22 protein-coding genes are annotated in these 25,717 nt (G+C 72.0%); 12 read left to right on the top strand and 10 right to left on the bottom strand.

Going from position 1 to position 25,717, the window contains the following annotated elements:
• Nucleotides 1-153: 153 nt before the first annotated feature.
• A complete protein-coding gene (locus ACIBQ8_RS03760) occupies nt 154-963 on the top strand; it encodes a lysostaphin resistance A-like protein (protein ID WP_397168809.1) in 810 nt (269 codons plus the stop codon).
• 20 nt (nt 964-983) lie between these two features.
• On the opposite strand, the gene ACIBQ8_RS03755 is transcribed toward ACIBQ8_RS03760, so the two are convergent.
• Nucleotides 984-1,181 (bottom strand): hypothetical protein, encoded by a 198-nt coding sequence (locus ACIBQ8_RS03755; protein WP_397168808.1) that lies wholly within the window; start codon nt 1,179-1,181, stop codon nt 984-986.
• 444 nt (nt 1,182-1,625) lie between these two features.
• On the opposite strand from ACIBQ8_RS03755, the gene ACIBQ8_RS03750 reads away from it, so the two are divergent.
• The 5 genes from ACIBQ8_RS03750 (at nt 1,626) to ACIBQ8_RS03730 (ending at nt 11,487) form a co-directional block, all read left to right on the top strand.
• Nucleotides 1,626-2,015, top strand: a complete 390-nt coding sequence (locus ACIBQ8_RS03750; protein WP_397190965.1) for a CATRA system-associated protein — start codon at nt 1,626-1,628, stop codon at nt 2,013-2,015.
• Nucleotides 1,993-3,675: a CATRA conflict system CASPASE/TPR repeat-associated protein gene (locus ACIBQ8_RS03745; protein ID WP_397190964.1), complete on the top strand. Its 1,683-nt coding sequence runs from the start codon at nt 1,993-1,995 to the stop codon at nt 3,673-3,675. Before ACIBQ8_RS03750 ends, ACIBQ8_RS03745 begins: the two co-directional genes overlap by 23 nt.
• 92 nt (nt 3,676-3,767) lie before the next feature.
• Nucleotides 3,768-6,380 carry a CHAT domain-containing protein gene (locus tag ACIBQ8_RS03740; protein WP_397190963.1) on the top strand — a complete coding sequence of 871 codons (2,613 nt, stop codon included), beginning with the start codon at nt 3,768-3,770 and terminating at the stop codon, nt 6,378-6,380.
• A complete protein-coding gene (locus ACIBQ8_RS03735; RefSeq protein WP_397190962.1) occupies nt 6,377-9,475 on the top strand; it encodes a tetratricopeptide repeat protein in 3,099 nt (1,032 codons plus the stop codon). The genes ACIBQ8_RS03740 and ACIBQ8_RS03735 overlap by 4 nt, the downstream gene beginning before the upstream one ends.
• 404 nt (nt 9,476-9,879) lie before the next feature.
• Nucleotides 9,880-11,487 (top strand): sensor histidine kinase, encoded by a 1,608-nt coding sequence (locus ACIBQ8_RS03730; RefSeq protein WP_397190961.1) that lies wholly within the window; start codon nt 9,880-9,882, stop codon nt 11,485-11,487.
• Between the two features lie 33 nt (nt 11,488-11,520).
• On the opposite strand, the gene ACIBQ8_RS03725 is transcribed toward ACIBQ8_RS03730, so the two are convergent.
• Both ACIBQ8_RS03725 and ACIBQ8_RS03720 read right to left on the bottom strand, forming a co-directional pair.
• Nucleotides 11,521-12,195 carry an alpha/beta hydrolase gene (locus ACIBQ8_RS03725; protein WP_397190960.1) on the bottom strand — a complete coding sequence of 225 codons (675 nt, stop codon included), beginning with the start codon at nt 12,193-12,195 and terminating at the stop codon, nt 11,521-11,523.
• A gap of 162 nt (nt 12,196-12,357) precedes the next feature.
• Nucleotides 12,358-13,461 (bottom strand): hypothetical protein, encoded by a 1,104-nt coding sequence (locus tag ACIBQ8_RS03720; RefSeq protein ID WP_397190959.1) that lies wholly within the window; start codon nt 13,459-13,461, stop codon nt 12,358-12,360.
• 106 nt (nt 13,462-13,567) lie between these two features.
• Between ACIBQ8_RS03720 and ACIBQ8_RS03715 the strand changes: the two genes are divergently transcribed.
• Nucleotides 13,568-14,149: a hypothetical protein gene (locus tag ACIBQ8_RS03715; RefSeq protein ID WP_397168793.1), complete on the top strand. Its 582-nt coding sequence runs from the start codon at nt 13,568-13,570 to the stop codon at nt 14,147-14,149.
• Between the two features lie 46 nt (nt 14,150-14,195).
• Here the strand turns inward: ACIBQ8_RS03715 and ACIBQ8_RS03710 are convergent, their stop codons facing one another.
• Nucleotides 14,196-14,978 (bottom strand): helix-turn-helix domain-containing protein, encoded by a 783-nt coding sequence (locus tag ACIBQ8_RS03710; protein ID WP_397190958.1) that lies wholly within the window; start codon nt 14,976-14,978, stop codon nt 14,196-14,198.
• Nucleotides 14,979-15,064: 86 nt separating this feature from the next.
• On the opposite strand from ACIBQ8_RS03710, the gene ACIBQ8_RS03705 reads away from it, so the two are divergent.
• Nucleotides 15,065-15,907, top strand: coding sequence for an NAD(P)H-binding protein (locus ACIBQ8_RS03705; protein ID WP_397190957.1), 843 nt, complete (start codon nt 15,065-15,067; stop codon nt 15,905-15,907).
• 31 nt (nt 15,908-15,938) lie between these two features.
• Here ACIBQ8_RS03705 and ACIBQ8_RS03700 read toward each other — a convergent pair whose 3' ends face one another.
• The 3 genes from ACIBQ8_RS03700 to ACIBQ8_RS03690 form a co-directional block, all read right to left on the bottom strand.
• The gene (locus tag ACIBQ8_RS03700; protein WP_397168788.1) at nt 15,939-16,157 is read right to left on the bottom strand and encodes an EF-hand domain-containing protein; all 219 of its coding nucleotides are present in this window, start codon (nt 16,155-16,157) and stop codon (nt 15,939-15,941) included.
• Between the two features lie 241 nt (nt 16,158-16,398).
• Nucleotides 16,399-17,829 (bottom strand): endo-1,4-beta-xylanase, encoded by a 1,431-nt coding sequence (locus ACIBQ8_RS03695; RefSeq protein WP_397190956.1) that lies wholly within the window; start codon nt 17,827-17,829, stop codon nt 16,399-16,401.
• A gap of 452 nt (nt 17,830-18,281) precedes the next feature.
• Nucleotides 18,282-18,881, bottom strand: coding sequence for a TetR/AcrR family transcriptional regulator (locus ACIBQ8_RS03690; protein ID WP_397168784.1), 600 nt, complete (start codon nt 18,879-18,881; stop codon nt 18,282-18,284).
• Between the two features lie 53 nt (nt 18,882-18,934).
• On the opposite strand from ACIBQ8_RS03690, the gene ACIBQ8_RS03685 reads away from it, so the two are divergent.
• Nucleotides 18,935-19,345, top strand: coding sequence for a DUF4345 domain-containing protein (locus tag ACIBQ8_RS03685; protein ID WP_397190955.1), 411 nt, complete (start codon nt 18,935-18,937; stop codon nt 19,343-19,345).
• Nucleotides 19,346-19,354: 9 nt separating this feature from the next.
• On the opposite strand, the gene ACIBQ8_RS03680 is transcribed toward ACIBQ8_RS03685, so the two are convergent.
• The 3 genes from ACIBQ8_RS03680 to ACIBQ8_RS03670 all read right to left on the bottom strand — a co-directional run bounded on the left by ACIBQ8_RS03680 (nt 19,355) and on the right by ACIBQ8_RS03670 (nt 22,512).
• Nucleotides 19,355-19,897, bottom strand: a complete 543-nt coding sequence (locus ACIBQ8_RS03680) for a hypothetical protein (protein WP_397190954.1) — start codon at nt 19,895-19,897, stop codon at nt 19,355-19,357.
• A gap of 152 nt (nt 19,898-20,049) precedes the next feature.
• Entirely contained in the window at nt 20,050-21,297 is a 1,248-nt protein-coding gene (locus tag ACIBQ8_RS03675) for an alpha-L-fucosidase (protein ID WP_397191112.1), read from the bottom strand.
• Between the two features lie 27 nt (nt 21,298-21,324).
• Nucleotides 21,325-22,512: an ROK family protein gene (locus ACIBQ8_RS03670; RefSeq protein WP_397190953.1), complete on the bottom strand. Its 1,188-nt coding sequence runs from the start codon at nt 22,510-22,512 to the stop codon at nt 21,325-21,327.
• Between the two features lie 95 nt (nt 22,513-22,607).
• On the opposite strand from ACIBQ8_RS03670, the gene ACIBQ8_RS03665 reads away from it, so the two are divergent.
• Genes ACIBQ8_RS03665 through ACIBQ8_RS03655 form a run of 3 tightly spaced genes read left to right on the top strand, consistent with a single transcriptional unit; the run spans nt 22,608 to nt 25,710 of the window.
• Nucleotides 22,608-23,897 carry an extracellular solute-binding protein gene (locus ACIBQ8_RS03665; RefSeq protein ID WP_397168776.1) on the top strand — a complete coding sequence of 430 codons (1,290 nt, stop codon included), beginning with the start codon at nt 22,608-22,610 and terminating at the stop codon, nt 23,895-23,897.
• A complete protein-coding gene (locus ACIBQ8_RS03660; RefSeq protein WP_397190952.1) occupies nt 23,894-24,862 on the top strand; it encodes a carbohydrate ABC transporter permease in 969 nt (322 codons plus the stop codon). The genes ACIBQ8_RS03665 and ACIBQ8_RS03660 overlap by 4 nt, the downstream gene beginning before the upstream one ends.
• A complete protein-coding gene (locus ACIBQ8_RS03655) occupies nt 24,859-25,710 on the top strand; it encodes a carbohydrate ABC transporter permease (RefSeq protein WP_397168773.1) in 852 nt (283 codons plus the stop codon). Before ACIBQ8_RS03660 ends, ACIBQ8_RS03655 begins: the two co-directional genes overlap by 4 nt.
• The last annotated feature ends 7 nt before the right edge of the window (nt 25,711-25,717 follow it).

Below are 25,717 nucleotides of genomic sequence, written 5' to 3'. Positions count from 1 at the left end.
GCCGGACGATTCCGCCCGCCCTACCTTCGAGTTCGTGCGTTTCCTACGTCTCAAACCTCCCAACGTCGTCATGCTCGCCGGCCGGACAGCCCCGGCCTGTGCCGGGACCACTCGGCGAGCTGCATCCTCGCGCCCGCACGAAGCGAGGTCATCATGACCGCGTCCGCCACGCGCTCCAGATCAGCTGCTGTCGACGTCACGTGGTTCTTCACGATCGCCGTCCTGCTGTGTTTCGCGCTGTCCGTCCCGATGGTCTTCCGGCTCGTCCCGACGGACGTCTACAACCTGATCACGCCGATCCTGCAACTGACCCCGCTGCTCGCGGCGATCATCATGTGGCTCGCCCGACGACCCGGAACGTTCCGGGAGACGTTCGCCGTCAGGTGGCGCGGCACCCCCAAGTGGGCCGGCGTCGGCATCGGCCTCATCGCCGCCATCGCCGCGATCCAGACCGCCATCGCACTGGCATTCGGGATCTGGCAGCTCAACCCGCTGGACGAGATCTCCGCGGCGACCATCTGGATCGCTCCGGTCTTCCTCATGCAGTCGGCCTTCGCCATCGGCGAGGAGTTCGGCTGGCGCGGCTGGCTGGCGACGCGCGCCGCGGCATGGGGATTCTGGCGGCTGGCCCTGGTCAGCGGTCTGGTCTGGATCGTCTGGCACCTGCCGGTCCTCGCCGTCATCGGCGATCGGTCGACCTGGGACATCGTCGTCTACTTCGCGGGCATGCTGCCATGGGCGCCGCTGTTGCTCGCACTTCGGTGGCGGTCGGGGAGTGTCTGGCCCGCGGTCCTGACGCACGGCGCGATCAACAGCGTCCGGGTGTACCTGCTGCAGTCCGTCCCCGCCGCAACGGATCACCTGCTCATCGAAGTGACCGGCTGGGTGCTCACGCTCGCCGCCGCCGTGTGGCTGATGCGTCCGAGCCGGACGCAGCTCGTCCGCGGGTCTGTCGAAGGTTAGGCCGAGGCTAAGCCGGCCACTCACGCCCGCCTGACCGGGCGCGGCCCATGCCACCGGTGGCGATCCGCCGCAGCGGCCGGCATGGGCCAGCAGGGTGCGGGGAAGGTCAGGGAGCTGTCGATGTGGCGCCGCCATTCGTCGGCCGTGGGGGTGTTCCAGGTGACGGCGCAGATGCGCTTGATGTCCTGGCCCAGGTCCATGTTCCACAGTCTGATCACCTGGTCGCCTCCGCCGCTGGCCAAGGTCTGGCCGTCCGGGCTGGAAAGAGCGCGGCGAGGGAGTCCGCGAGTGGATCAACGAGATCCCCGCGGCGGGGAGGGGGCTGTCGCCGCCCGCTCCGCGCGCCGTCGCCTCGATCCACGTCAGCACCAACCCGCCTGTCTGCGCAGTTCCGTCGCACGTCACGCGGCGACGTGCGAGGTGTCGTTCCGGGGGCGAACTGCGGCGCGGTCCAAGGTGTCGCGCCGCGCACGGCCGACGAACCGCGCTCCCACCATCCCCATGCGGCCACGGTTTGTTCGAAGAATCCGACAGTCTTCCGCCGGCGGGCCGCCGGTGTCCGCGGCTCGGTCCTCGCAGCCCGCTCGACGCCGCTCTCCGCGATGGGCTGTGGAAGCGTTGAACGTAGTGCATCCGCCGCGTGTCGGTGCGATGCTTCGAGCATGGACGCGTTTGACCAGACGGCCGACGATGTCCCGGCGCTGGGCGCCGAGGCGGTGGCGGATGCCCTTGACGTTCTGGACGATCTGCTGGAATGGCGGCTCGCATCCGCACGGTGGGAACGCGTGCGGGACCTCCTCGACGCCCTCGCGGCCGCACTGCGCTCGCACGACCCGGAGGCGGCTCAGGAGGCCGTGGCCGAGCTGGAGCTCGCGGGCCCGGTACGGGTCACCCGCATCGGCACCAAGCCACTGCTCCCCCCGTCCGAGGATGTGCGGGATCGCCGCAACCGGCTGGTGCACGCGCTGGGGGAGGTTCGCTCCGGTCAGCGGAGGGACGGTGAGAAGCCCGGCACGCGGGGGAGGGACGATGAAGAGCCCGGCGCTGACTGATCAGGAACTGATCGTCCACGTCTTCGCCCCGGTCGAGGGACCGTTCGCCGCCGAGGGCTACGAGCAGGTGCGCGAGATCTGGTCGAGGTGCCGCCGGCGGCTGGGCACCACGCTCCCCGTCGCCGGGACCGGCCTGCTCACGACCCTGCCTCGCACGCTGCGGCCCAACGCGCCGGATCGCGCCCTCGCGGCGCAGGAGGACCCGAGGGCCGACTGCCAGATCATCGCCCGGCAGATCCACGACGTGCTGAACCTGTCCTTGGTGTTCGCCTCTCCGCTGGACGCGGCCGACCGGGCCGCGCGACTCGGCTCGCGAACCTCCAACGGCTGGGTGGAATTCGATCGCTGGTGGGAGGAGCTGTCCGGCGGCGGCACCGGCGCACTGCTCGGTTCGGCCCGCATCTACCAGGCGAAGCACCAGGAGCAGCCGATCTCCGCGCTGGGCGACGCCGTCCGGCTGGGGCTGCCCGCGGCGGAATGGCGGCCGGACTGGGACGAGCAGCGCCACGAGCGTGACGGTTTCCTTCTCTGGGAGACGGGGGCCGGTGGCGACGACCGTGCGGAACGGCGTCTCGTCATCCTCGCCTCCCCGGATCGGGACGCCGAGCTGAGCGCGTGGACGTGGAGCCGCGGGGACGTCAGCCTGCCGCCGCTCGCCCGTCACCTCATGCATGCCGCCAAGGTCCGTTACCAGCTGCGCATCTGGGGCGACGGGGAACAGACCAGTTCCCTGGAGCGGGAGACGGACGCCCGTATCAGCCGGATCCAGCGTCTGCTGCGGGATCGTCCGGCGAGCCCGGAGCTGCTCCTGGAGCTGCGAGAGCTGCGTGTCAGCATGGCGGATCTGGCGACGACCGGCGCTCAGCTCGACAAGATGCGGCACACCGTCACCATCGCGCTGGACAACATGACCAAATCGCCCGGCGAACCGCTGCCCGGTGACCTCGAGCTGGCCGAGTGGTTCATCAGGGAGTTGCAGGACGCGGGCCGCTACGCCCGGCTGACCCTGTCCAACGCCAGAAGCATCGAGGAGATCGCGCGGAGCGAACCGCCGCGACAAGCGGAACCCCCTCCTGGCCGCCCTGTCCGAAGCCGGGATCCAGGCGAGCGCGAGCTGGTCCGCATGGGGTTCGCGGTCGATGTGGTCGAGTACAGCGCCAGGTCGGGGCCCGGCAAGAGAGATGTCCAGGACCGGATGGCGGCGCTGTGCCAGCAGGTTCTGGACGACCTGGGCGTCGACGTCACCACGACCGACCGGCAGGACACCGGCGACGGGATGAACGTGTTCCTGCCCCAGGACCTCGAACTGCACGACACGCTCCCCCGGCTCCTCCACGCCTGGCGCGACCGGCTCGCCGCCGACAACCGGCGCTTCTCCGACCGGATGAGGTTGCGCCTGGCGGTGGTGCTCGGGCCGTTCGGGATAGCCGCGATCGGCTACTCCGGTCCCACCATCATCGAGGTCAACCGCATGCTCAACAGCGAGTCGCTGCGTGAGGTCGTGCGCGACAATCCGGAGAGCGACGTGGTCGCCGTGATCGCGGACGTGCTCTACAGGTACGTGGTGCGCGAGGGCTACCTGAACCCCGAGAACTTCCGCCGGTGCCGGGTGGAGAGCAAGGAGTACGCGGCGGACGCGTGGTCGTGGGTGGGGCGTTGAACCCCGGGCGATGGCGCGCCGACCGTCAGCGATCCTTGACGGCCTTCGCCGTGCCGCAGAACCCTTGAGACCACCATGCCCTGGAGACGCCGATGGTTCGTGACCTCGTTCAGGTGGACGCCATGCTGGCGCAGGTGACCACACTGGTCGACGCGCACCGGTTGCCCGAAGCCGAGGCCCTGCTCAAAGCACTGCTGGAGAGGCTGGACGAGCTGCCCGCCGACCGGCGCGTCCGCGTGCTGCTGGAGTGGGGCTGGCACCAGGGGGCCGTCCAGCGCAACGACGTGGCGCGCGCCGCGCTGGCCGAGGCCGTCGCCCTCGCGGAGCGGTTGGGGGAGCCCAAGCTCCTGTGCGAGGCGCTGCGCGAGGCGGCGATCGTGGCCCGCTATGACGGCGACTACCTGGCTGCCGACCGGCTGCTGGAACGTTCCGAGCAGGTTGCCCGGAAGGGGAACGACGATCTGGAGGTCGGGTACGCGCTGGTGCAGAGGGCCAAGACCGCCCACCTCGACGGCGACTTCGTCAAGGCCCGCGGGTTCCTGCTGGAGGCCCTGCGCGCCGCCGAGCGGTGTCCGCCCGGTCCGGCGGCCGAGCTTCTCCTCGCCGGGGGCCGTGGCGAGCTGGCGCTCTCGGCACGGCTGGCGCGCGACTACGACACCGCCCGCGATCTGCTCGTCCAGTCCTTGGAGGGATATCGCGGCCTCGGGCGCCGGGTGGGAGCCGCGAACGCGGAGCGTGAACTGGGCGCGGTGCTGGCGGAGGTCGGCAAGAGGGAGGAGGCGCGGCGGCACTACGCCGCCGCCTTCGCCGGCCACCTGCGGGCCGGTCGCCGTTTCGGCGCCGCCCAGGTGGCTCGCCGCATGGGGAACCTCGACATGACCGACGTCGCCGACGACCCCGCGGTGGCGGCTCGCGTACGCCGCAGATTCGCGCAGTCGCTGCGCCTGGGGGGTGGTGAGGCGGGCAACCAGGTGCTCACCACCCTGGGCCTGGCTCAGCTGGCCCGCCTCGAAGGCGACCTCGACGCGGCGGAGGAGCTGCTCGACGACGTCGTCCAGATGTACAGCGCCATGGGCGGCGGCCAGAACATCGCCCGCGGCCTGTCGCAGGCCGCCCTTGAGGCCGGACTCATCGCTCGTGGGCGCGCGGACCGCCCCACCGCGATCATGCGGTTCCGCGAGGCGCTCGCCGCCCTGCGGGTGAGCGACGACCCGGGCGCAGCCGGTCTCGTCCACTACCATCTGGCCACCGAACTGATCCTCGCGGATCAGGTGGACGAGGCCACCCGCCATGCCGTGGCCGCATTCGAGCTGGACGAGGAGCACGGCCGGCGGCTGCGGGCGCCCGATGAGCGCCGCTCCTTCTACGAGTCCCACCGGCACACGTACGGGCTGGCCCTGCACTGCGCCGCGCGGGCGGGGGACGGGCGTACCGCTCTGAAGGTCGCGACCGCGGCCCGGTCGGACGCGCTGGCGGCGTTCGTGCGCGCCGGAGCCACGTTCGCCCCCGCGCTGCGCGAGCTGATCGGGGAGATCACGCTGAGGAGGGCGGAACTCCGGTCGCGGGACGCCCGCCCCGAGGACGCCGACCGGCTTCGGGAGCTGTACCGGCGCCTGGAGGACGAGACCTCCCGCCAATTACGGCAGACCGTCGAGGGCGGCGCCGACCTCGACGAGATGATCGCGAGCCTGCCGGAAGGCGGCCACGCGCTGCTGGTGGACGTCCTGGAGGAGGACGACACCTTCTGCCACCGCATCTGGGTGACGTCCGAGGGGGTCCGGGCCGTCGAAGAGGTGATCATGCCGACGGGTGTGCGGCGGCACCTGGACGCCTACCACCAGGCTCAGGACGAGATCGCCTGGCAGCCGCAGGAGACAGAGCTGGCCGAGCTCGGCCGGACGCTCGTCCCCGGCGAGCTGGCGGAGACGCTGGCTGCGGGCGCGAACCCGCCGCTGATCGTCTCCACGGGCAGCGTCCTGGGGCCGGTGCCCGTGGCGGCCCTGATGATCGACGGCCGGTACCTCGCCGAGCTGGCGCAGATCTCCGTGGTGCCGTCGCTGGCCCTGTGGTCGGCGTTACGGGCGCGTCCTCCCCGCCGCGGCCGGGGAACGCTGGCCTTCCTCGATCACGGCCTGCCCGGCTGGCGGCGGGAGAAGGACGCGTTGCGGTCCATGCCGGGCCCGGTCGAGCTGGCCGGGCAGCGGGAGCTGCGCGACCGGCTCGCGGACGCGAGCGGCTACGCGGCGGTCGTGCTCAGCGCGCACGGCGCGGAGCCACGGTCCGGGGACGACGGCCCGTCGCCGCACGCCGGCCTCGCGCAGGCCGTCGAACTCGGCCCCGACGACCTGCTGACGGCGGCGCAACTGCTGGGCTGCCGGTTGCCGGACGCGTTCATCACCGCATCATGCTGGTCGGGCCGGCTGGCCGTACGGGCGGCGGTCGACCCCCTGGGCCTGCCGACGGCAGCGTTGCTGGCCGGCGCGCGGTGGGTCCTGGCCGGGACCGTGGACATCGGCAGCACGCCGACCGCTACCCTGCTGCGGACCTTCTACGAGCTCCTGCGGGCCGGCATCCCGCCCTCGGCGGCGCTCCAGCGGGCACAGCTCGACTACCTCCGGCGGCGGTCGTCGCCGGCGCCGGGAACCTGGGCCGGGCTGACCGTCATCGGCGACGGTCTCTCCCCTCTGCTGCCGGAGTCGTCGTGATCTTCAAGCGGAGGTCGGCCGACAGGGCCGTGCGGGCCGGCGAGGACGCCTACTTCGGCGGCGACCTGGACACGGCCGCAGCCGAGTTCGGCCGCGCCCTGGAGCTGTGGACGGCCCTCGCGCCGGGGTCGGACCGCATCGCCGCCTGCCTCAACTGGCTGGGACGCGTCCGCCAGGATCAGGGCGAGCTGGACGCGGCCGAGGACCTGTTCACCAGGGCGTTGCGGGCGGAGGGCGAGCGCACGGACGACCCGCCCGGCACGCCCGAGGCCGGCAACGCGCTCAACAATCTGGGCCGTCTGGCGTTCGCGCGCGGCGAGCACCGGACGGCCGTCGCGCTCTACCGGCGAGCCGTCGCCATCTTCGAGGACGGCGGGCGGCCGACGGCCGAGTCGGCGGTCATCGTGAACAACCTCGGTTCCGTGCACGACGCCTTGGGGGAGTACGACCAGGCGCTGTCCTGCTACCAGGAGGCACTGCGGCTCGCCGGGGACGACGCGCCCGCCTTCGTCGCCACCTGCCTGAACAACATCGGCGGGGTGCATCACGTACGCGGTGACCTCGATCAGGCGCTGGCCGCCTACCGGGAGGCGCTGGAGTTGTGCCGTCGCGCCCGCCGTCCCGCCGCGGGAGCGACGGTCCTGGCCAACCTCGGCCATGTCACCCTGGACCAGGGCGATCACGCGGCTGCGCGGCGCTTCTACGAAGCTGCGCTGGAAACCAGCCGGGCAGTCGACGCCGGGTCACTGCAGACGGCGAACGCGCACGTGTCGCTGTCGCGGGTGCTGCTCGCGGACGGCGATCCGGACGCGGCGAAGCGGAGCGTACAGCGGGCGATGGACATCGCGGTGGCCTCGGCCCCCGGCTCCGCGACGCACGCCGGAGCGCTCGGCGCGCTGGGCCAGGCGTACCAGTTGTCCGGAGACCTCGGCCATGCCCTCGAAGCGCACCGGCAGGCTCTGAAGCTGCATCGCGATCTCGCCGAGCGCTCGACCGGGACCGCCGTCGCGCTCAACAATCTCGGCGCCGTCTATCACGACATGGGTGACCTGCGGCGAGCCTTGAGCTACTACGAGCAGGCCCGTGACCTGCAGCACGCCCTGGCTCCCGCCGCGGTGGCCACCGCCAGCACACACAGCAACGTCGGCTCCGTCCTGCGGACGCTGGGGGAGACGGACGCGGCGCTCTCCGCGTACCGGACGGCTCTGGACATCGATCAGCGCGCCGCGCCGTCATCCCGCGAGCACGCGACGGACCTGACCAACATCGGCGGGGTGTACGCCGCCCGTGGTGACCTGGACGAGGCGCTCGACCACCTCACCCGGGCCTACCAGGCCGACCGGGACCGGCTGCCGGACTCGCCCGCGGTGGCGGCCTCGCTCGCCAACCTGGCCTGGGTCCGGCACCTGCGCGGTGAGGACGACGAAGCCCGGCGACTGGCGGAGCGGGCGCTGGAGATCGACCGGCGCCGCGTGCCCGGCTCGGACCGGGTGGCCGGCGACCTCATGCTTCTCGGGGAGATCGCCAGGGCCCGCGGCGACCTCGACATCGCCGCCGAGAACCTCAGAGAGGCCGTGAACCTCAGCGAGGCGCTGCGCAACCGGTCCGGTACGACGTCGAGCGCCCGTGAGCCGGCGCTGACCGAGCGGCACATCGCCTACCACAAGCTGGTGGCCGTCCTGCACGCGCGGGGCGAGCACGCCGACGCCTTCGACCAGGCGGAGCGCGTCCGCGCGCGGACGACGAGCGACCTGCTCGCCGAGCGCGGGATCGATCTGACGCCTGCCACGGACGAGCAGCACGCTCTCGTGGCCGACGACCGGCGGCTGCGGCACCGGCTGTCCGCGCTCCGCAAGCAGTCCGCGTACCACGGCGAGAACGGCGTCGAGGCCGAGATCCAGCGGGTCGAGGAGGAGCTGGAGAGCGTTCTGACCCGCCTGCGGAAGGTGTTTCCCGGATACGCCGACCTACGTGCGCCCGACCCGCTCACCCTCGGGCAGGCGCAGGCCGTGCTCGGTGACGGCGAGGTCATGCTCGCCTACGCGGTGACGGGCGACATGGTGTTCGGCTGGTCGGTCACTCGCACCGGCTTCCACATGGCGGAACTGCCCGTCTCCCCGGCCGGTCTGGCGGAGCTGGTGGACACGGCCACGGCGGCGTACCGGCGCGGTGAGCCGGGCGGCGACGCCGAAAGAGACGCGCAGGAGGAGCTTGCCCGGCTGGTGCTGCGCCCGCTCCTGCCCGGCGGCGCGGGCCGGGGGCGACGGATGATCGTGGTCCCCGAGGGCCGGCTGGCCTACCTGCCGTTCGAACTGCTCCCGCATCCGGACGGAGGCCACCTGACCGACCACAGCGTGGTGTCGTACGCGCCTTCCGCCACCGTGCTGAGCCAGCTCCGCGGGACGCCCCCCGCACAGGCGGGCAAGATGTTCCTCGGGTTCGGCGACCCCGTGCTGCCGGACCCGGGCGGTGAGGCGGCGCAACCGCTGTGGCCGGGGACGGACGAGGCGTTCTCCCGGTTGCCCGGCACCCGCCGCGAGCTGCGTGCCATCGCCGAGGTGTTCGGCGACCTCGCTCGGGTGCGTCTCGGGCCGTCCGCGACCGAAGCGGCGGTCCGGCGGGAGGCGCCGGAGTACCGGTTCGTCCACTTCGCCACGCACGGCGTCCTGGATGACGTCAATCCGCTCTACTCGGGACTGGTCCTGTCTCCTCCGGCGCCTGAGGAACTGGCGGACTTCGACAACCTGGACGAGGTCCTGCAGATGCACGAGATCTTCGACCTCAGGCTGCGCGCCCAGGTCGTCACCTGCTCCGCCTGCGACAGCGGACTGGGCCGGATGCGCGCCGCGGAGGGCATGGTGGGGCTGAGCCGCGCCCTCCTGTACGCCGGGGCGCGGAACGTCGTGCTCACGCTCTGGCCCATTCAGGACGCGCCGGCCCGGCGCCTGATGCGGCGCTTCTACGAGGAACTGGCGCGCGGCCGACCGGCCGCCGAGGCGCTTGCCGTCGCCAAGGCCGCGGTCCGGCGCGCCCACCCGCGGGTCTACCGCGACCACGGGACGTGGGCGCCGTTCATCGTCATCGGCGCCGACTGATCCCGCCGGCCCCGGTGAACTCGTCTGTTCCGCATGCGAGAGGTCCGACAGGGCATCACGCGCCCAGGCCGCGCGCGAGCGGTGTCGCTCCCGGCGCTTGGGGTGCACCAGAGCAGGCGCTGGCGGTCGTCCTCGCTGAAGAGGCCGAGGCAGGTGAGGTCGAGCAGGCCGACGGCAGGGGGGACGATCCGCTTGCGCTCGTCCCTGCGCACCGCTGATGGAGGTGACCTCCGCCCGCGCGTCGGCGCAGCCCGTCGTACGGGCCCAGCCAGCCGCGTCGTCCTCATGTTCGACGTTCCTTCAGGTGGCACCGAAATCAGGCTGATCCGCCGCGCGGGGAATCTGTCGACGTGACGGTAGTTCGGGAGTATCGATCTCCGGGGCTGTCTGGATACCGTTGGCGCATGCGATGGCGTGGCAAGGCGCTGGATGTCCTGCTGGTGACGGCCGCCATCGGCTTCGACGTCCTGACCACGTGGCAGACCTGGGGGACCGCGGCGGCGCCCGTGGTGATCTGCGGCGCCTTCTCCGTGCTGGCCGGGGCTCCCATGGGGTTCCTGCGGCGGTGGCCGGTGGCGGTGGCCGGCTACCTGGCGGGGCTGCTCGTCCTCACCGACCAGCTCGGCGCGTTCACCGTCAACACCGTGCAGATCCTGCTCCTGGCGGCCCTCGGCGTCGTCGCGCACAGGGCGCGGCCGCTCACCGTGTCCTGCTCGGCCCTGGTCGTGGGCGCGGCCACCCTGGTCAACCTGGCCGATCCCGGCCACCCCGTCACGGCCGGCGCCTGGTGGTACTGCGCCGCGGCCGTCGTGGTGCCCGTCCTGATCGGCGTCTACCTGCGCGGCCCGGCCGGACGCCTGCCCGAGCGCGACGTCACTCCGGACGTGCTGCTGGCCGGCGGCGGGCTCACCCTGACCGTCCTGAACACCTGGACGGGCTGGGACACCGCCGGCGGGCCGGTCTGGGTCACCGCGTCGGTGGTGGTGCTCGCGGGCCTGTCCCTGGGCGTCGCGCGGCGGCTGCCGGGGCTGGTGTTCGTCCTTCAGGTCGTCCTCATGCCGCTGGCCGGCCGGTACTTCGAGGAGGCGACGGCCACCTGCGTCATGCTCGTCCTCGTCGCCCTGGGCGTGTTCGCCATGCGCGTGGCCTCCCGGCTCTGGACGATCGTCGTCTACCTCGTCGCCGTTCTCGTCGTCGCCGCCTTCACCGCCGCGCCGGCCGACGCCGGGCCGGGCGCCGAGGGGCGGCCGATGCGTGTCCTGGCGCTGATGACGCTCGTCGTGGCCCCCGTGGCGAGCGGCCGCTACCTGCGGGCCCGGCAGGCCGCGAGCCAGGCGGAACGGCTGCGCCTGCGCGAGTCGCGACAGCGCGCGCTGGCCCAGGTGCGCGCCGACCAGCTGGCCGAGCGCGAGAGCATCGCCCGCGAGATGCACGACATCGTCGCCCGCCACGTCGGCGCCATGGTCCTGCGGGCCGGCGCCGCCCGCCACGCCGACCCCGGCGGGCCCTCCGGCCAGGTGCTCACCGACATCCGTGACACCGGCCACCAGGTGCTCGAAGACCTCCACGACCTGCTCGACCTGCTGCGCGACCCCGGAAGGCAGCCCGGCCCGCCGGCCGACCCGGCTGCCGTGATCCGCCAGTCGGCCGAGCGCATGAGCGCGGCGGGGCTGCTCGTCGAGCTCGACCTCGGCCCCGAAGTGGCGCGGACGCCTCTGCCGGCCCGCGCCGCGGCTGCCAGGATCGTCCAGGAGGGGCTCACCAACGTCCTCAAACACGCGGGGGCGGGCACCCGGGTGCGGGTCAGCCTTACCGCGGCCCCCGGCGGGCTGGCCGTCGAGGTGCGCAACGGCCGTCCGCCCGCCGCACCGCTCGGCCTGCCCTCCTCCGGGCAAGGGCTGCGCGGCGTCCGCGAACGCGCCCACGCGCTCGGCGGCACCCTCACCGCCGGCCCGGACGAGGACGGCGGCTGGCTGCTGACCGTCCTGCTGCCCACCGGGCACGCGTCGTGATCCGCACGGCCTGGAGATCGGGCGATCCGCGGTTCAGCCGGGCGATGACCGCACGATGCCGTCGACGAGAGCGGCCAGGCGGTCCGGCTGGGACAGGAACGGGCAGTGGCCGCTGGTCAGCCTGCGGATCTCGGCGGCTCGGGCTGCCATCCGCTCCTGCAGGACGGGCGGGAGTGCCCGGTCCCGCTCGGTGATGACGTAGGTGGAGGGGATGTCGTGCCAGCCGGCCGCGCCGGTCTTCTCCGTGAAGGACCGCGCGCTCTGGTTGACCAGGCGGCTCATCTCCCGCTCGGCCTCGGCGTCCGGCAGGTCGCCGTAGAACGAGGTGCGCGGCTGGTCGATGAGGGGGAACAGGCCGCTCGTGTCGTCGGGGTCCGGCAGGCCGTGGAGGGTGCACAACGACTGTCCCCGGTCCGGCACGTACGCGGCCAGGTAGATCAGCCGCTCGACGTTGCCCGCCCCGGCGGCGGCCTCGGTCGCCGGGATGCCCCCGTAGGAGTGGGCCAGCAGCACGATCGGGCCCTCGACCGCGGCCAGTTCCGCGGCCAGCACGGCGGCGTCGTCGTGCATGCCGGCGGTGGGACGTTCGCCGGCGCTCGGGAGGGCGGGCGCGCGCGTGGCGTAGCCGAGGGCGTGCAACTCGGGTTCGAGTCTCGTCCAGGTGCTCGGCCGGTGCCAGGCGCCGTGGACCAGCATCACGGTGGTCATGAAGGGACTCCTGGGCTCCTAGGGGGTCGATGGGTGATGCGTTCTCCGGTCGTGGCCGACGTGCTGCCGGAGCCGTCCTGGCGGAGTCGGCGCAGCCGGCCACGGCCGTATCCTCCGACGTGCGCGAGCCGAGGTCGAGACCGATGAGCGGGCGCGGCCGGGTCAGGGCCCGCCAAGGGGTCCGCGACGGACCGCGCGGTCCGCATCCTGGACGCCGGGCGGGTGGTCGAGCAGTCGCAGGATCTCGCCGGACAGAAGCTCGTCCGGGCCCTTGAGTGCGTCGGCGAGCTTCGTGTCGGTGCAGAAGATCATCTCTGCGGCGACGTTGTCCTGCACGATCCGGGCGACGTTGTCCAGGGCGACGGCGATCGGCTCGGAGGGCAGCTCGGCCGTGGAGATGTCGATCAGGTGGGTGCCGGCCCGTGCCGGGTCCATGAACCGCTTGATGATGACGGAGTTCTGGTTCAGGGAGGACGTGGTCCAGATCGTGAAGACGACGACGTACAGGTTCTTCCAGGCGTTGTCGCCGAGCTGCCCGCGCCAGCGGGTCATGACGTCCGTGACGCCGTCGATCTGCGCCTTGGACGCCCAGTACATGTTGGTGCGGATGTTCGGGTACACGCTGCCCGAGTAGTCCTCGAAGGAGTCCAGGTCGAAGGAGCGGCTCCGGGTGGCGTCCGCGATGAACTCGCGTGATCTGTCGAGAATGTTCGCGCACGACTGCTGAAGGCCGGGTGGAAGTCTCGCCTCGTCGAGGTGCCGGCGGGCCGTGTCGATCGTGGCGGCGACGTCCTTGAGCGGCTGGATCCAGCCGTCCTCCGGACCCTTGAACGCGACCATGTCCAGGTCGTGCGGATCGATTCTGGCGCTCTGGAACGCCGGGACCTGCTTGGGCAGGTAGGGGGCGATGACGGTGAAGATGCCCAGCGGGAGGTGGGCGATCGACTTCGCCAGCTCGTAGAGCTCGTCGACCGGGTGCAGCGACTCCACTGCCCGCCCGTTCGAGACGAGGCTGTACCGGCCACCCCGATGGTCGTTCTGGACGACGACGACCGGGCTCAGGTGCTTGGCGAGGTCGGCCTTCAGTGCGGCGTAGCTCCGCCGCGTGCCGGCGTTGACCGCACGGATCGCGTCGCGGGCCGGCCCTTGTCCGGCCGCGTCCGGCGGAGCGGCGACAGCACGCGCGACGGGCAGGACGGCGCCCCCGAGCAGCGTCGTCGCACCGGCTGCGGTGGCGGTGCCGAGGAATCCTCTGCGGGTGACCACTGGCTGACCTGCCTCTCTGGAGCCGCTGTCCGGGACCGGAATGTTGACGTAATGTTTGTGCATGCTAACGGTAAGTAGCGGGCCTGTGAGGTCTCCAGGCCGGGACATGCGAGTTCTCCCGAGCGTCCGGCCGGTCGTGTCCGCCTCGCGCGGGCCTCGGTTCGCCGGGCGGGCGATCGGCGGCCTTGCGCTGCTCGTCGCGATGGTCGCCGCCTTGCTCGGCCCGGCCGCGACCGGCGCGCGCGCCGCGATCGGGATCACCAAGTGCACGGGTTCCCAGACGGTGACCTACAGCCCCGGCCTCACCGACCAGCCCAGGGAGGTGACGGTCAGCGGGAAGGCTCCCTTGATCGAGTGCGCCTCCAGCAGTGATCCCAGCATCTTCCAGGCCACGTCGGCCTTCTCCGCCACGGGGACGTTCTCCTGCACCTCCGGCACGAGGACCGGGAGCCGGATGATCACCTGGAACAACGGCAACACCAGCACGCTGTCCTCCACCTCCACCGTCTCGCTCAACGGCGCGGAGAGCATCGTGCTGATCAAGGGGGTGGTGGTCGACGGCGAGTTCGAGGGGGCGCGGTGGACCGGCACGTTCACCATGTTCAGCACGAAGCCCCAGGCCTGCCTCACCGCGCAAGGGCTCACCGGCGTCTCCGGCCCGCTCGCCCTGAGCATCGGCCCGCTCTGAACCGTCCCGAACGCGAGGCGGGGGCCTTCGGACACCTGCCGGCGGGTCAGCAGGGCTGGAGGGCGGGCAGGCGGCCCTGGAAGTAGGCGGCCGGTGTGACGCCCATCAACGTACGGAACTCGGCCGTCATGTGGGACTGGTCGTAGTAGCCGGTGTCCGTGGCCAGGTCGGCCCAGCGGCCGCCGGCGCGACCGAGGGCGAGGGCTTTGCGGACGCGTTCGATGCGTTCGTAGCGTTTGGGCGACAGGCCGACGGCGTCGGCGAACAGGCCGCGCAGGTGACGTTCGCTGACGGCGAGGTGGCGGGCGAGCGCGGGCAGCGGTTCGCGCCGTGCGCCCGTACGACCGCGCAGCGCCCGGACGGCGGCCTGGACCAGTTCGCGTCTCGTCCCGTCCGCCGAGATCCTGGCGGGCAGCGCCGCCGCCAGATGCCGGAGCACCAGGCCGTGGTCGCCGCCCGCGCGCCTCAGGGCGGCGACCAGCGGCGCGCAGGAGGCGCCCCACAGCTCCCCGAGGGGGATCACCCGGTCCACGACCTCGCTCACCGGGACGCCGAGCAACGGCCGGCCGGCGCCCGGACGCAGCCGCAACCGCAGGCAGAACGGCAGGTCCTTGCCGACGTGGTACGAGGCACGGGTGCGCGGGCCCATGACGAGCAGGTCGCCGTGCCCGGCGCGGGACGTACGGAAGATCAGGGACGTGCCGGGGTCGGGGAGGTGCACCAGCGGCGGCCGCCCGCCCGCCGCGGGATCCTCCGCCCTCAGCGCGCTCACCGCCTCGACCAGCGGGCGCAGACGGTCCGGCACGGTCATCGGGACCTCGATGCTCATGACCCCACGGTAGCCGCGCCGCGGGCTGCGCACGTGTGCCGAAAGTTCCTATCAAGGCTGGTGGGCGGGGCGGCAGAGTGATCCGCATGATTGTTGTCACGGGTGCCACGGGCACGGTCGGCGGTGAGGTGGTCCGGCTGCTGGCGGGCCGGGGCGAGCGGGTCCGGGCGATGACGCGGGAACCGTCGAGGGTCGCGATGCCGCCGGAGGTGGAGGTCGTACAGGGGGATTTCGACGATCCGGGGTCGTTGGCCGGAGCGGCGCGCGGCGCCGGCGCCGTGTTCCTGCTCAGTGCCCCCGGCCCCTGGCTCGCCCGGCATGACGAGGCGATGGTCCGGGCGGCGCGGGCGGCGGGGGTGCGGAAGGTGGTGAAGCTCTCGGCGATCGGCACGGGAGAGGAGCACGGCGGCGCCGGGGTCGGCGACTGGCATCGGGCCGGAGAGCAGGCGTTGCGCGCGAGCGAGCTGGACTGGACGGTGTTGCGGCCGTCCAGCTTCGCCTCCAACGCCTTGAGGTGGGCCGCGCAGGTCCGGCTCGGGCGGCCGGTGCCGAACACGACGGGCCGGGGCCGGCAGGGGGTCGTCGATCCGCGGGACGTCGCGGAGGTGGCGGTGCGGGCGCTGACGTCCGACGAGCACGTGGGGTCCGTTCTCACGCTGACCGGGCCCGAGCTGCTCAGCGTCCCGGACATGGCCAGGACGCTGGGCGAGACGCTCGGACGGCCCGTCGAGACGGTGGACGTGCCGCTGGAGGTCTACCGCGCGCAGCTCGTCGCCGCGGGGATGGATGCCGGGTTCGCCGACGTCGCGGTCGACGGCTCCCGGCTGGTGGCGCGGGACGGCAACGCCCGGCTCACCCCTGACGTCGAGCGGGTGCTGGGACGTCCCCCTCGCACGTTCCGCACCTGGGCGGCCGATCATCTCCGGTGACGCCGGCCGCCGGGTCAGGGCGAGCGCGCCGTCACCTGTTCCAGGCCACCAGGAACTCCGCCAGCGAGATGCGCCCGTCCACGTCCCCGTCGCGCTCGTCCGAGACGTGGAAGATCGAGTCGAGCTCGGTCGCGGTGACCTCCTCGCCGCGGGCGGTCATGGCGAGCGCGAACTCCTCGCGGGTGATGTAACCGTCCCGGTCGCGGTCGAACTCCCTGAACGTGGCGGCCGGGTCGTCAAGGTCTGGCATCGGTGACCTCTCCTTCGATGTACTGACAAAGCAACATCGAAGCACAAGCCCGAACCCGGGTGAGGGACGACGGGCCGAAAAGCGCTCACGGCCCCGCCCACCTCCGCGAGGACCCGGCCTGGGCGGCGAGGAGCTCGGCGTACCTGACCGTGCTGAGGCGGTGGGCGATGACGACGCGCGCCCGCCGGGCGGTGGCGAGGACCGGACCGCCCGGCGCCGGCGACCGGGTTCTTTCCGGCTGTTACGGGTGTCCCGGCATGTCGGGCAGCTCCCAGACCGGGGTGCCCGAGCACGGCACCAGTTCGAGGACGGCTCCCGCGGTGGTGCTCCGGTCCTCGACGGCGACGCATCTGGAGTTGCTGACGGACACGATCTGCTGCCCGTCCCCCGACGGACGCAGCTCGAACTGGTAGTCGGTGAGCAAGGGCGCGCACGAGCCGCGGGTCAGGGGGTACTGGATCCCCGCCCTCGGGATCCCGACCTTGAGGCACTGCTCTCCGGACGGGTCGGAGATCTGGTAGGTCTTCGTCGCCGTGCGGCGGAACAGCAGCCGCTGGTTCGTGCCGCACACCGCCTGGACGACCTGCGTGCCGGAGAAGGACAGGCACTTGTCGGAGTGGCCGGCGACGGCGGTCGAGGTGAAGTCCCGGTCCGTCAGCCCGGACCGGAGCTGGAGGTAGGCGGGCTTCTTGGCCAGCTTCTCGTCCAGAGGGTGGGCCGCACCCCAGCCGGAGATCCCGGACGGCACCCACGAGTACTTGTCGGTGAGGCTCCACATGGTCAGGGACACGCAGCGGGCGACGGCCAGGCACGCGGTGGCGGCCCGGCGGTAGACCTCGCCCTGGGCGGCCAGCTTGTCCGCGTCCACCGGCAGCTTGAGCCGGACGTCCAGCTCGGTGACGGCCACGTCGACGCCGAGCGTGGCGAACAGCTGCAGAGTGCTCTTGAGCTGCGTCAGCGGCAGCGTGCCGGGGATCGGGTCCTGGATCATGGAGTGGGTCTGGAAGCCGACGCCGTCGATCGGCACGCCCTGGGTCCGCAGGTCGTGTACGAGTTTGTAGAGGCCGTCCCGCTTGGGGGTGCTCCACTCGGCGCCGAAGTCGTTGATGTAGAGCTTGGCGGCGGGGTCGGCGGCCCTGGCCCACCGGAAGGCGTCGGCGATGTAGCCGGGGCCCAGGCGCTTGAGCCAGATGGACTGCCTGAGGGTGCCGTCCTCGGCGAGGACCTCGTTGACGACGTCCCACACGGCCACCCGGCCGGCGTAACGCTTGACGGTGGTCTCGATGTGCCGCTGGAGCGCGCCGCGCAGTTCCTGGTCGCTGAGCGAGCCGTCGCTGACCCAGGTGGGCAGGCCGCCGTGCCAGACGAGGGTGTGACCGCGGACCGTCTGCTTGTTCTCCTGGGCGAAGGAGACGACGGCGTCCGCCTTGGCCCAGGTGTACACGCCGCGTTGGGGCTCCACGTTGACCCACTTCATGGCGTTCTCGGGGGTCACGCTGTTGAACTCGTACTTGAGCTTGTCGCGGTAGCCGTTGTCGGTCTCCAGGGCGCGGTCGTTGACGGCCGCGCCGATGCGCAGGTTCCGGGCCGCCGCCACGGTGCGCAGGGTCTCCTCGGCGGCGGAGGCGGGGATGACGGCCGTCGCCAGGACGCCGAGCAGAACGGCGCTCATCCCGGCGAGGGACAAAAAGGATATTTTCATCTCTTCTTTCGCTAATTGGCTCACGAGCTGGCAGCTCGTCGTGTGTGAGGGGGGCCAGGAGGCCGGGGGCCGGGGCGTCGATCAGGAAGCGGGCCGGGCAGGTGCCGTCACGCGCCCCGCCTTCCATCGCGCCCGTGACGGACCGGGCACGACCGGTGAGGGCCGGTCCCCCCACCAGGCCGACAAAATAGGGCAATCCGCCCTCGATTCGCCCTCGTCCACGCCTCGAACCGGCCTCGCCGCCACGTCCCCCCGGGTCTCTGCACCGGCGCTCGGTGATCAAGGGTGAAGCATGATCGCCAAGGCCTGGTCCGGCATCTTAGGGCCGACGGACGTCCGGGCGGAAGACGCCGCAAGGGCCACGGCGGGAAAGGACCCCGGCGGCGCCGCTGCCCGACGCGGGCCGGGGGAGCGCGCGTCTCTCAGCGGCCGGCCGGGTCGTCGGCGAGCAGGGGTTCGAGGGCGCCGAGGGCCGCGCCGACGCAGATGTCGCGCAGCTGGTCGCGCGGGCAGGTCTCGCGGGTGAGCCAGTCGACGCAGAGGACCTGGACGAAGACCAGCCAGCTCTTCAGGACCCCGGAGACGGCCTCGCGAACGTCGTCGCCCGCGAGCGGCAGGACCGCCAGCAGCCTCGCCCGCAGCGCGTCCAGCTCGTTCGACATGATCGTCTGGATCACCGGATCGCCCGCGAGGACCCGGTTCGCGGCCAGGACGGCGTTGCGGTTGGCCACGAAGTAGTCGAGATGGACGTCCATGCCCTGCGCGAGCTGCTCGCGCAGCGAGTGGGCGGGGTCGAGCCGCGTCTCGGCGAGCAACCGGTCGGCGGCCTGCTGGTAGACGGCGGCGAAGAGGGCCTGCTTGCTCGGGAAGTGCCGGTAGAGCAGCGCCCGTGACACGCCGGCCTGCTCGGCGACGTCCTCCATCAGCACGTCGGCGTAGGGGTGCGCGGCGAAGAGCCGGGCGCCGACGGCGAGGAGCTGGGCGTGGCGCCCGTCAGGGGTGAGTCGCCGGCGTGGAGGCATGGCCCCAGTCTAGTTGACACGCGTCTACTAGTGCGTGCACCGTTAGTAGACACATGTCAACCAAGGCGGGAGAGATCATGGTCAAGGCGCTCCGTACGCTCGCGCAGCTGATGGGGTGGGCCTGCGTGCTGATCGGCCTGCTGCACGTGGCGCTCGGCAACGCGGCGATCCCCGGCGCCGCTGCCGCGGGGCCGACGATCGACAGCTGGGGCCGGTTCATGGGGGCCGCCTTCGCCGGCTACGGGCTGGCGTGGGTGTGGGCGGCGCGGCAGCGCCCGATCCCGGCCCGGGTGGTGCGATGGCTGGCCGCCGTCTTCCTGCTGGGCGGGGTGGGACGGCTGCTCTCGCTCGCCGTGTCCGGCCGCCCGCACGGGTTCCAGATCGTGCTGACGGTCGTCGAACTCGTTCTGCCGCCGGTCCTCTTCTGGCTCGCCGGCAAGGACGAGCGCGCCCGCCCGGCCTGAGCGGCGGGCTCAGCCCCAGGTCGCCCGCTGGAGGATCGCGCCGAGCCGGCTGTCGCTCCACTGGTCGAAGACGAGGATCTTCGACTTGGGCAGGTGCCAGATCCGCTCCTGGTAGGAGACGCCGGTCCGCTTGGCCGACTGCGTCGTGCAGCCGACGCGCCAGACGCGGTAGGCAGCCTTGTGCCCCGCGCCGACCGGGCGGATGCCACGGACGACGAGCTTGCCGGGGAAGTCCTCTATGTAGCGCTTGTCGGGTGCGCAGCTCGCCAGCCCGTTGCCCGGGTGGTACGGCTCCTCGGGGTCGTAGGGGTTGCCGTGGCGGGCCAGGGAGATGCCCTCCGGCCCGACGAGGTAGAACCCGCGGCACTCGACGGCGAGCCGGTCGCAGCCGCTGGTCCTGACGTGGATGCCCCACCTGTCCGCCTTCCCGGCCTTCCAGGTAGCGGGGATCTGGAGCGTCATCCCGCGGAAGGTCAGCGGCTTGGTCGCCGCGCTCTGCGCGGGGGCGCCGGTGAACAGGAGGGAGGCGGTCACCACCAGGGTCGTCAACATGATCCGAAGGCTAGGAAAGCCCGCTTGTGGCTCGGCTGCAACGCACTTGGAGCGCGCTCGTACGGCCTGGACCCCGGCGCCGTCCCGCGCCGTGCGCATCGTGCGGCGTCGCACGATGCGCTGCGGCTGCTGCCCTTCCCGGTCGGTGACGGCTAGTCGCGGCCGCTGCCGCGGTAGAGGTTCAGCTCGCCGTCGAGTTCCAGCGCGAGCACCGTGGCGTGCGGGTCGATCGCGTGCGCGGGGGGCGCGTCGATCCACAGGACGCCGGGCACCCCGTTGAGCTCCCCGGTGATCGAGTGCCCGAGCTCGCAGTCGGCGCCGACCACCCTGGCGCGCAGGACGGTGTTGCGCAGCCCGCGCACCGTCACCGTGTCGCGGGGCGGGTCGAAGCAGGTCAGGTACAGGGTCCTGCGGTCGGCCGACAGCGTGCTCGGGCCGTAGTGGTGGCCCGCCGGCAGGCCGGCGGTCGTGCCGTACACCGCCTCGGCGTGCCGTTCGATCCACGCGCCGAGGCCCTTCAGGCGGTCGGCCTGCTCGGGCAGGATGCGGCCGTCGGCGGTCGGGCCGACGTCGAGCAGGAGGTTGCCGCCCGCGCCGATGGTCTCGGTGAAGTAGCGGACGAGGTGGCCCACGGGCTTGTGGTTGGTGTCGTGCGGGCGGAAACCCCAGTTGTCGTTGACGGTGAGGCACAGCTCCCACGGGCCGTCGGGCGGCGTGATGGGGACGCCCTGTTCCGGCGTCGCGTAGTCGCCGCGCGAGAGCATGCGCGCGTTGAGCACGGTCCGCGGCTGTACGGCGAGGATGCGGTCGGCGAGGGCGTCGATGCCCCACTGCTCCTCCGAGCGTTCCCATTCGCCGTCGAACCACAGCAGGTCGGGCCGGTACCGCTCGACGAGCTCGTCCACCTGGCCGTCGCGGTAGGCCAGGTAGCGGGCCCACGCGGCCGGGTCCTCCCGCCCCTCCGGAGGGGTCACGTAGGGGCTCGGGTGGGCCTCCGGGCCGATGACGCTGGGGTAGTCGGGGTGGTTCCAGTCGGAGTGCGAGTAGTACAGGCCGACCTTCAGCCCGCGCTCGCGCAGCGCGTCCGCGAAGGGGCCGACCAGGTCGCGGCCCGCCGGGGAGGCTGTGACGTTCAGCTCTCCGTACGCGCTGTCCCACAGCGCGAAGCCGTCGTGGTGCCGGGTGGTGAGCACGGCGTACCGGGCTCCGGCCTGGGCGAACAGCTCCGCCCACGCCGCGGGGTCATAGCCGTCCGCGGTGAATCCGCCGAGCTGGGCCAGGTAGGCCTCACGGGAGATGTCGCCGTAGTAGAACGACCAGGACTCAGCCACTCCTTCGACGGCGTAGAGGCCGTAGTGGACGAAGATGCCGAGCTTGGCGTCGGGAAACCAGGGCTGCATGGGCACGGGGGGATCCTTCTCCGGTTCTTACCATTTCCAGGGCGGCGTCGAGGCGCTGGAGAGCGTCTTGCCGCCCAGGGCCGAGGCGTAGAGCTGTTCCATGACCGAGGTGGCGGCCAGGCCGCCCGCGCCGGTGATCGACGCGCGGTCCTTCAACGCGGAGGGGACGATCGGGGGCGCGGGCCGTACGGTGCACAGCCTCTCGACGTGGCGGCGCAGCGGGTCGAGAAAGGTGTCGCCCGCCTGGACGTTGCCGCCGCCGACCACCACGATCTCGGGGTCGACGGTGAGCACCAGCGCGGCGATGCCGATCGCGATGACGTCGGCGAACCGGTCGACGGCGGCCACGGCGAGCGGGTCGCCCGCGGTGGCGGCGTCGAACACGCCCTCCCTGCTGACCCGCCGGCCGTCGGCGAGCTCGACGTCGTGCAGGTGCTGCTGGGCATGCTCCCAGCCCATCTGCGGCAGCGCGCCGATCTCGCCGGCGGCGCCGTTCGCGCCTCGCACGACGGCGTTGTTCAGGACGACCCCCGCCCCGGTGCGGTTGCCGGAGTGCACGTAGACCATCGAACCGGCCTCGGCGGCGCTGCCCTTCCACGCCTCGGCGAACGCGGCGAGGTTGGAGTCGTTCTCGACGGCGATGGGGCACTCGAAGGACGCCGCGAAGGCGGTGCGGACGTTGAGCCCCTCCCAGTCGTCGAGGCCGCGCGTGACGACGTCCTGGTAGACGACGGCGGGCACGGACACCCCCATCGCCCACACGTCGGCGCGCCCGCGGCCCTGCGCGGCGAGGAGCCGGTCGACGACCTCGACGGCGTCGGCCAGGACGGCCTCGGGCGGGTCGGCGGCGGAGACGGTGACCGACCGGCTGGCCAGCACCTCGCCGTTCAGGTCGGCGAGCTCGGCGCGGGTGGTGTGCTGGCCGATGTCGATGCCGGCGACGACGGCCGCGCCCGCGTTGAACCGGTAGCGGTTGGCCGGGCGCCCGGCTCCGGTGGGGGAGAGGGGCTCGACGCTCGTCACCCAGCCGAGGGTCACGAGGTCGCCCACCACCGTGTCGGCCGCGGTCTTCGACAGCCCGACGACCTGGGCGATCGCCGGGATGGTGAGCGGCTCATGGCGGATCGCCTCGATCACCGCCAGCGAATTGATGCGGCGCAGGCGCGACTGGCCTGCGGGCTGGCGCAGCAGGCTCGCTTCACGTCCGGTCAGCACTCACGTGGCCCTTTCGTTTCCTGGGACGTCTTCCATTAAAACACAAAGTGTATTTATTATTGCCAACCGTGCCTCCCAGCAAGAAGGGACCATCCATGCGCAATCGCGCCATAGCCGTCGCCACCTGCGCCTCCGCCGTGCTCGCCCTCGGCGCGTGCGGCCAGAAGCTCCAGGACGCCGGTTCGCCGGCGCCCGCCGGCGCCGAGCCCGCGAGCCTCCTGTATTGGGGCAAGTGGGCGAAGGGCACCCCGCAGGCGAACCTGTTCGAGAGCGTCATCGCCGACTACACCCGGCAGACCGGCGTCAAGATCGACGTCCAGTGGCTCGCACAGGGCCAGGAGCAGCAGGTCAAGAACGCCGTCGCGACCGGCGCCGGTCCCGATTTCTTCGACACCGCCATCGACCACACCGCCGAGTTCCGCGCCGCCGGCGTGCTCGGCGACCTGGCCCCGATCTTCCGGACCAAGATCCCGGGCGAGGGCAGGACCATCGAGGAGGTCCTGCCGAAGAGCGTGCTCAAGGCCATCAGCGACGACAAGGGGTACGGCTTCGTCCCGCACAGCGTCTTCTCCATCGGCCTCTGGTACGACTCCGCCAAGTATCCCGACTTCGCCCCCAAGTCGTTCGACGAGCTGCTGGAGATCGCCAAGAAGGAGAAGGCGTCCGGCCGCGCGCCGATCGCGCTCGACGGCTCGGTCAACGCCTACAACTCCTTCTGGATCCACCAGATGCTGCTGTCCACGGCCGGCCCCGGCATCCTGCTCAAGCTCGCCGCCGACCCGGCCGCCTGGGACCTGCCCGAGGTGAAGCGGGCGGCCAAGGCGCTGGAGTCGCTGGTCAAGGCCGATCTCTTCGAGCCCGACCACATGGCCACCAAGTTCCCGGCCGCGCAGAACGCCTGGGCGGCCGGCAAGCACAGCTTCATCCTGAACGGCTCCTGGCTCGGCAGCGAGACCGCCTCGCTGCGCGCCCCCGCGGTCAAGCCCCGCATCATCGCCTTCCCGCCCGTCGACCCCGCCAAGGGCGCGGTGGCCACGGTCGGCGCGCTCGGCTGGGGCGTGAACGCCAGGTCGAAGAACCAGCAGGCGGTCGCCGACTTCCTGGCCTTCGCCATGCAGAAGAAGTACATCGACCGCATCGGCACCGACGCCGCCAACATCCCCTCGCGCGCCGACTCGCCCGCCCCGGTGGAGCTCCAGCAGCTGCAGGCGTCCATCCGCGACGCGGAGCAGGTCACGCTCGACGGCGACGGCGTCTCGACCGTGCGGCCCAAGTGGCTGGCCGACGTCTTCCTCCCCCTCGACGACAAGTTCGTCGCCGGCAAGCTCAGCGCCGAGGAGTTCCTGGCCGAGGGCAAGGCGAAGACCGCCGCCATGAACGGATGACCGTGACCGTGTCCGACACCGCCCTGCGGGCTCCGTCCGCGGACCGGCGGGCGAAGGCGGCCCGCGGCGCGCTCCAGGGCGAGCGCCGCCGGCTGTACCTGCCGATGCTGCTTCCCGCACTGATCGCCTACCTGGTCCTCTTCGTGCTGCCGTCGTTGTTCGGCGTCGTGCTCAGCTTCGCCGAGTGGTCGGGGCTGGGGACCGAGCTGTCCTGGGTCGGCTTCGCCAACTACGTGTCGGTGGCCGGGAGCGAGCTGTTCCGTGCCTCGTTCGTACAGACGCTGGGCCTGACGCTGGTCGTGGGCCTGGCCCTGTTCCTCATCGCCGGCGCCTCCATGATCGTATTGCGTACGGCCCGCGGCAGCGCGTTCATCCGGGCGGCCGTCTTCCTGCCGTTCATGATCTCGCCCATCGCCGTGGGCCTGGCCGTCTCGTTCCTGTTCAACCCGGACGGACTGATCAACACCGCGCTGGGCGCCCTCGGCCTGGCCGAGCTGCGGCAACCCTGGCTGGCCCCCGAGCTGATCCTCAACGTGATCATGGCCGGGGTGGTCTGGAGCGCGGCCGGCTTCTACGTCGTGCTGGTGATGTCCGCGGTCGACGGCATCCCGCCGAGCTACTACGAGGTGGCCAGGATCGAGGGCGCCGGCGAGCTCCAGCAGTTCCGCTACGTCACGCTCCCGCTGACCAGGGACATGCTGGCCATCGCCGCCTCGCTCTGGGCGATCGCCGGCATCAAGACCTTCGAGATCGTCATCGCCTTCGTCGGCACGGCGGGCACCCCGCCCCCCGAGGCCAGGACCCTCGCCGTCGAGCAGTACCTCCGGGTCACCGGCGGCCGTGAGGGCGGACTGGCCCAGCTCGGCGAGGCCGCGGCGATCGGGATCGTGATGACGGTGATCACCGCCGTGCTGATCGTCCTGTCCCGCCGGATCCAGCGGCGCGAACGACTGGAGCTGGCGTGATCCGCGCCGGGCTCGCCCTGATCAGGGCGCTGATCTGGGCCTGGGTGCTGTTCAACGTCGGCATGGTGGTCTGGGTCCTGCTGAACTCGGTGAAGAGCTCGCGGGAGATCTTCGACAACCCGGCCGGCCTGCCCGCCACCTGGATGTGGGAGAACTTCGCCACCGCGTGGTCGGACTCCGGGCTCGGCGCCGCCGCGATCAACTCGGTGGTCCTCACGCTCGTGTCCGTCGCGCTCATCATGGCGCTGTCCATCCCCGCCGCCTACGCGGTGGCCCGGCTGGGCGGGCGCTCCAGCGGTCCCGTCGCGACCTTCTTCGCGGTGGGCATGAGCATCCCGTTCCAGGCGTTCGCCGTGCCCATGGTGCTCATCGGGGCGGGGCTGTCCCGGTTCATGATCGACTGGGTCACCGGCGCCTGGGACACGCGGATCACCGTCACGCTCTTCTACGTCGTGCTCAGCCTGCCGTTCAGCATCTTCGTGCTCATCGGCTACTTCCGCTCGCTGCCCGGCGACGTGGAGGAGGCCGCCGCCCTCGACGGCGCGTCGCCGTTCCGCACCTTCCTGCAGATCATGGTGCCGCTGGCCAGGCCCGGCGTCACGACCGTGGCCGTGCTGAACGCGCTCAGCCTGTGGAACGAGACCGTGATCGTGCTGATGCTCGTCCCCGACCAGGGCGCGCAGACCCTCAACGTCGCGCTGCTCAACTTCTACTCCAACATGCAATACACCTCGAACTGGGGTGGGCTCTTCGCCGGCGTCGTCATCGTGGTGCTCCCGATGATCGCGACCTATCTCTGGTTCGGCCGCCGCATCGTCAACGGCATGACGCAAGGCATCGGCAAATGAGAAGAAA

Source organism: Nonomuraea sp. NPDC049646 (assembly GCF_044465525.1).
In the GTDB taxonomy this organism is placed as follows: Bacteria; Actinomycetota; Actinomycetes; order Streptosporangiales; family Streptosporangiaceae; genus Nonomuraea.
The sequence above is the reverse complement of the archived record's forward strand: the minus strand, read 5'-3'. Positions and strand labels throughout refer to the sequence as shown.

Excerpts from the sequence above, each read along its gene's own strand:
- ACIBQ8_RS03675 (WP_397191112.1), bottom strand. The coding sequence starts at position 21,297 with ATGCAGCCCTGGTTTCCCGACGCCAAGCTCGGCATCTTCGTCCACTAC.
- ACIBQ8_RS03710 (WP_397190958.1), bottom strand. The coding sequence starts at position 14,978 with ATGAGCATCGAGGTCCCGATGACCGTGCCGGACCGTCTGCGCCCGCTG.
- ACIBQ8_RS03660 (WP_397190952.1), top strand. The coding sequence starts at position 23,894 with ATGACCGTGACCGTGTCCGACACCGCCCTGCGGGCTCCGTCCGCGGAC.
- ACIBQ8_RS03700 (WP_397168788.1), bottom strand. The coding sequence starts at position 16,157 with ATGCCAGACCTTGACGACCCGGCCGCCACGTTCAGGGAGTTCGACCGC.
- ACIBQ8_RS03740 (WP_397190963.1), top strand. The coding sequence starts at position 3,768 with ATGGTTCGTGACCTCGTTCAGGTGGACGCCATGCTGGCGCAGGTGACC.
- ACIBQ8_RS03725 (WP_397190960.1), bottom strand. The coding sequence starts at position 12,195 with ATGACCACCGTGATGCTGGTCCACGGCGCCTGGCACCGGCCGAGCACC.
- ACIBQ8_RS03665 (WP_397168776.1), top strand. The coding sequence starts at position 22,608 with ATGCGCAATCGCGCCATAGCCGTCGCCACCTGCGCCTCCGCCGTGCTC.
- ACIBQ8_RS03760 (WP_397168809.1), top strand. The coding sequence starts at position 154 with ATGACCGCGTCCGCCACGCGCTCCAGATCAGCTGCTGTCGACGTCACG.
- ACIBQ8_RS03690 (WP_397168784.1), bottom strand. The coding sequence starts at position 18,881 with ATGCCTCCACGCCGGCGACTCACCCCTGACGGGCGCCACGCCCAGCTC.
- ACIBQ8_RS03750 (WP_397190965.1), top strand. The coding sequence starts at position 1,626 with ATGGACGCGTTTGACCAGACGGCCGACGATGTCCCGGCGCTGGGCGCC.
- ACIBQ8_RS03695 (WP_397190956.1), bottom strand. The coding sequence starts at position 17,829 with ATGAGCGCCGTTCTGCTCGGCGTCCTGGCGACGGCCGTCATCCCCGCC.
- ACIBQ8_RS03680 (WP_397190954.1), bottom strand. The coding sequence starts at position 19,897 with ATGTTGACGACCCTGGTGGTGACCGCCTCCCTCCTGTTCACCGGCGCC.
- ACIBQ8_RS03730 (WP_397190961.1), top strand. The coding sequence starts at position 9,880 with ATGCGATGGCGTGGCAAGGCGCTGGATGTCCTGCTGGTGACGGCCGCC.
- ACIBQ8_RS03715 (WP_397168793.1), top strand. The coding sequence starts at position 13,568 with ATGCGAGTTCTCCCGAGCGTCCGGCCGGTCGTGTCCGCCTCGCGCGGG.
- ACIBQ8_RS03745 (WP_397190964.1), top strand. The coding sequence starts at position 1,993 with ATGAAGAGCCCGGCGCTGACTGATCAGGAACTGATCGTCCACGTCTTC.
- ACIBQ8_RS03705 (WP_397190957.1), top strand. The coding sequence starts at position 15,065 with ATGATTGTTGTCACGGGTGCCACGGGCACGGTCGGCGGTGAGGTGGTC.
- ACIBQ8_RS03685 (WP_397190955.1), top strand. The coding sequence starts at position 18,935 with ATGTCAACCAAGGCGGGAGAGATCATGGTCAAGGCGCTCCGTACGCTC.